Raw genomic sequence first — 860 nt, forward strand, 5'->3', positions numbered from 1 at the left:
AAGTGACAAAAAGTCTGAGAAGCGAAAATCTGAAAAATCAAAATTTATAGGAGCCTCAATAATTTTATAACCTATAACTATAGCAGCAACTGATATTAAAATTATTTTGAACCAACTCTCTCTATTTAAGATATAATCTGGTTTGGAGTTTTTTGGTGGTTCAGAGTCTATTTCAATTTTATTTGAAATGTCTTCGTCACTCATTTTTATAGTATTATTAATTTAAAATTAGAATAAAACTGCTAACGATTAGCGCTTAAGCTGCGTGTTGTTTCTAGATTTCGTTTAGTAATAAAAAGACAGAATTTGTCGGCTAAAAGCAAGAGGGAAGGCCAACGGCGAGTCACGTCCGCTTGAAGCGCCGGGTTAGTTTGGGGCTGAAGATGTAGAACCAGCAACGGTTTTGATAAAAACAACGGAAGAACACAGCGGACGTAAGATGATTTAGCCCCGACCGGCCAGGACAAAATGGGAAATAGGATTTTCGGAAAGGAAGATAGCTTTAAGGCAAATTGAGTAGTGGAAAAGGCAACCCAGAAGAGGCTGAAAAATGGATATTTTTACAGCCGAAACAGCCTTTATTGACAAACCGCGAAGGCCGGCGGGCAAACTAACGACATTGCGCATAAGGTGCACGTGAATGAATGTTGATTTATTAAATAATGAACGAAGAGTTAAAAAGCCAGAAAGTGGCAAGACCTGGCGAGGCGTGTCCCCTTAATGCGCGGGTTAGGTAAAATTATTGAGGATTAAAGATTAACAAATAGGCCATACCAAAGACTAAAGCCAACACAAACGGTAAAATTAGCATTAAGAAAGGAAGTACAATTACCACGAAAACACAGTCCCAATAGGACATA

The 860-nt window shown here is 38.3% G+C and carries 1 protein-coding gene; it reads right to left on the reverse strand.

Translation table 11 applies throughout. The features are described from left to right. A partial coding sequence (locus CK503_RS15915) for a hypothetical protein (protein ID WP_141239963.1) occupies window positions 1-204 on the reverse strand: 204 nt, incomplete at its 3' end. Window positions 205-860: the final 656 nt, after the last annotated feature.

It is taken from the genome of Fodinibius salipaludis (assembly GCF_002287075.1).
In the GTDB taxonomy this organism is placed as follows: domain Bacteria; phylum Bacteroidota; class Rhodothermia; order Balneolales; family Balneolaceae; genus Fodinibius; species Fodinibius salipaludis.